Source organism: Mycobacterium sp. (assembly GCF_035603715.1).
In the GTDB taxonomy this organism is placed as follows: Bacteria; Actinomycetota; Actinomycetes; order Mycobacteriales; family Mycobacteriaceae; genus Mycobacterium.
Genome location: NZ_DATNJW010000003.1, coordinates 1 through 3,624, shown reverse-complemented (window position 1 = coordinate 3,624; position 3,624 = coordinate 1). Strand labels below are relative to the sequence as shown.

Annotated in this window: 4 protein-coding genes; 2 read left to right on the top strand and 2 right to left on the bottom strand. The window is 65.4% G+C overall.

What is annotated here, in order from left to right:
• Together VN856_RS00070 and VN856_RS00065 are read right to left on the bottom strand one after the other, a co-directional pair.
• Positions 1–696 (bottom strand): FAD-dependent monooxygenase (locus tag VN856_RS00070; RefSeq protein WP_325685098.1); only part of this gene is annotated, 696 nt, incomplete at its 3' end.
• Between the two features lie 2 nt (positions 697–698).
• Positions 699–1,562: an alpha/beta hydrolase gene (locus tag VN856_RS00065; protein ID WP_325685097.1), complete on the bottom strand. Its 864-nt coding sequence runs from the start codon at positions 1,560–1,562 to the stop codon at positions 699–701.
• A gap of 144 nt (positions 1,563–1,706) precedes the next feature.
• Between VN856_RS00065 and VN856_RS00060 the strand changes: the two genes are divergently transcribed.
• Both VN856_RS00060 and VN856_RS00055 read left to right on the top strand, forming a co-directional pair.
• The gene (locus tag VN856_RS00060; protein ID WP_325685096.1) at positions 1,707–2,396 is read left to right on the top strand and encodes an IclR family transcriptional regulator; all 690 of its coding nucleotides are present in this window, start codon (positions 1,707–1,709) and stop codon (positions 2,394–2,396) included.
• Positions 2,397–2,419: 23 nt separating this feature from the next.
• Positions 2,420–3,624, top strand: a 1,205-nt coding sequence (locus tag VN856_RS00055) for an FAD-dependent oxidoreductase (RefSeq protein WP_325685095.1), incomplete at its 3' end; no start/stop codon positions are given.

The following is a 3,624-nucleotide window of genomic DNA, read 5'->3' as shown; positions in this document are numbered from 1 at the left end:
AGCGTGAATCATGAACTCGAACCGGCGAATTCCGTGCGCGATCGAGATCGAGGCATAGGGGCGTGCCGGGTCGGCGCCGACTTCACTGTTGGGATGGCCGAGCGGATCGTTGGCGATGTCGACGACCAGCCAGCGGGTCGGTGAGGTGGTGCCGTCAAACGACACCCCCATCAGCCGGCGAGTGGTGCTCCGGCCACCGTCGCAGCCGACCACGTAGCGGGTCAGCACCGTCTTCGACCCACCCTCGCCGCCAAGTTCGACGGTGACCGCGTCGGCCGTCTCGGTGCAGGACATCAAGGGCCGGCCCCACTGCACCTCGACGTGCTCGAAGCGCTCCAGACCACGAAGCAATTCGGCATCGACCAACGGCTGAACGAACCCGTTGCGCTTGGGCCAGCCGAAACGCGCGTCGGGCGGAGCCATTTCGGCAAGTATCCGGCGCTTGGCGTCGACAAATCGCAGAATCTGGTTTGGCACGGTGTGCGGCAGAACGTGTTCGACCAAGCCGATTGCCTGGAACGTACGCAGCGACTCGTCGTCCAGCCCGACGCCGCGAGGATAATCGATCAGCGTGTCGCGTTCTTCGACCACCAGAGCGCTGACTCCCTGCAGGCCAAGGATATTGGCCAGGGTCAGACCGACCGGCCCCGCGCCGACAACGACGACGTCGACGTCCACATCCCGATCGCCGTCCACCCTCAACGCCCTAGCAGGAAGTCGATGTGCAGGCGATCGAACGTCTTGGCGTCCTCATACTGCGGCCAGTGCCCACAACCGGACATCACTTCGAAACGGGCACCGGGGATCATCGAGGCGATTCGGCGGCCTTCGGTCACGTCAGCGGTCGGGTCATCACTGGTCCACAACACCAGCGTTGGCGCGGTGATCGACCCATAGTCGTTGGGGCCCAGTATGTTACGGGCGCGGATCTCGGGGTCTTGCAGCGCCATGATGTCACGCATCGCCGAGACGAAGCCCGGCTGGCGGTACACCCGCTGACGGCTTGCGACCAGGTCGTCGTAGTCCTTGGACTTATCGGCCATCAACCATTTGATCCGCGCCTGCACGGTTTCCCAAGTCGGGCTTTCGGCGGCCGCCATCGACAGCGTGATGATCCGCTTCATCACCTCGGGGTCGGCTTGCGAACCACCGGCGGTGTTGAGCACCAGCCGGTCAACTTTGCCGGGGTGGTCGGCGGCGGCGCGGGAAACCACCCAGCCGCCAAGCGATTCACCGGATAAGTGGGCGCGCTCGACGCCGATCGCATCGAGGAAGGCCAGCAAATGATCGACGTAGTGGCGGACCTCCAGCGGGTGTCCGGGTTTGTCGGTGTAGCCGTGGCCCAGCATGTCGATCGACCAGGTCGAGAAGTGCTCGGCGTGCGCCTCCAGGTTGCGCACGTACGCCTCGGCGTGACCACCCGAGCCGTGCAGCAGAATCAGCGGCGGCTTGCTCGAATCGCCGGCATGCAGGTAGCGAGTTCGCACACCACCGGCGTCCAGGTAGCCCTGCACGAACGGCACACCCTGTAGGTCACTCCACACGCTCTCGTGCTCGGCCACCGGTCCCTCTCTGCATAGCTCCAGCGGAAATATGGTTCTCGTTACCGGCCAACTATGTGTGCTAAAATCGCACACTAATGTGCACTATGTATAGAGCATCCTTCTCTGCTGGGTGTCTGTCAAGCAAGATCGCGGCCCGCTGACGTGCGCGAGGTCCCGACGACCACGGCACCCGGCTCGCAGACGCTGGCCCGGGGACTCAATGCTCTGCAGCTGGTGGCCGATGCCCCGGCGGGAATGACCGTGCAGCAGGTCGCCGACGGCGTTGGCGTGCACCGAACCATCGCGTATCGCCTGCTTGCGACGCTGGCCCAATTCCGGCTCATCGCCAAAGGCGACGACGGCCGCTATCGACCCGCCGCGGGGCTGGCGCTGCTCGGTGCGTCGTTCGACCGCAACGTCCGCCAGCTCAGCGTGCCGATCCTGCGCGCGCTGGCTGACGATCTAGGCACCACGGTGTCGCTGCTGGTCGCCGAGGGAGAGCAGCAGGTGGCCATCGCAGTAATCGTCCCCACCCAGGTCCCGTACCAGCTGGCCTTTCACGAGGGCAGCCGGTATCCGCTCGATCGCGGCGCCGCAGGCATCGCGCTGCTGGCCAGCCTGCCCCCGCGCCCGGACGAACGCGATCTGGTCGTGAGTGCCCGCGAGCAAGGTTGGGTGATCACCCACGGTGAGATCGAGCCGAACACCTATGGTTTGGCCGTCCCCGTGCATCGCGACCCGCCGTCACCACCGGCCTGCATCAATCTGATCTCGCACCGCGAAGACGTGGTGATGCGTGGCAAGGACGCAGTTGTCAAGGCAGCCAAGGAATTATCGGCGATCTTGAGCTAACACCTGAGGAGGAAGTCAGTTTCATGCCGTCTTGGGACCATGAAGTCGACGTCGTCGTGCTCGGCAGCGGCGGAGCCGCGCTGGCCGCCGCGCTGACCGCCGCGGCAAGCGGTGCCTCGGTGGCGGTCTACGAGAAGGCCGCGACTGTCGGTGGCACCACTGCGGTTTCGGGCGGCGTGGTGTGGATCCCTGCGCATACCCGCTCTCCCGACGGGGAGCTCACCGTCGACGACGCGCTCAGTTATCTGGGTGCGCAGTCGCTCGGGTCGATGGACGACGCGCTCGTCGACACGTTCGTGCGGACCGGTCCGGCGATGCTCGACTTCATCGAAGCGCACAGCAGTCTGCGGTTCGAGATCGCCACGGGTTTTCCGGATTACAAGCCGGAGCTACCCGGTGGCCAGCCCGGTGGCGGCCGCTCGCTGAGCGCGGCTCCGTTCGATCTGAATCAACTCGGTGAGTGGCGTGATCGGATCACCTCGTTTCCACAGGACTGGTCCAACGTCGGATTCGACGCCGAGACCCGCGCCCGCCTGTACGCGGGCGGCGACCCGAACGCCGACCTGTGCGTGGCCGGCACCGCGTTGATCGCCGGACTGCTCAAGGGCTTGCTCGATGCCGGTGTGACTCCGCACACCGGCGCCCGCGCAGAGGAACTGATGGCCGAAGACGGCGGGATCGTCGGAGTCCGGATCGCCTCGGGTAATGAGCAGTTGGCTGTCCGTGCTCGTCGTGGAGTGATCCTGGGGACGGGTGGATTCGAATGGGATCCCGTGCTGGTCAATGCTTTTCTGCGTGGCCCGATGCATGGTGCCGTCTCGCCGCCCAATAACACCGGCGACGGACTGCGCATGGTGATGGCGCACGGCGCCGACCTGGCCAACATGGGTGAGGCGTGGTGGGTGCCGATCGTGCAGATCCCGGGCGACACCATCGACGGGCACCAACGCAGTCGCAGCGTGCGGCTGGAACGGACTCGGCCGCGCAGCATCATCGTCAACCGGCTTGGCAAGCGATTCGTCAACGAGGCCTGTGACTACAACTCGATGGCCGGCGCCTTCCACTACCTCGACCCGCGTGAGGGCTACGTCAATGACCCGGCCTGGATGGTGTTCGATGCACAACACCTCAAGCGTTATGGGTTCTTGGGCGTCGACCCTGACGGGCCGGTGCCGGACTGGTTCTGCGAATCGCGGGATCTCAGCGAGTTGGCCGCCAAGACCGGGAT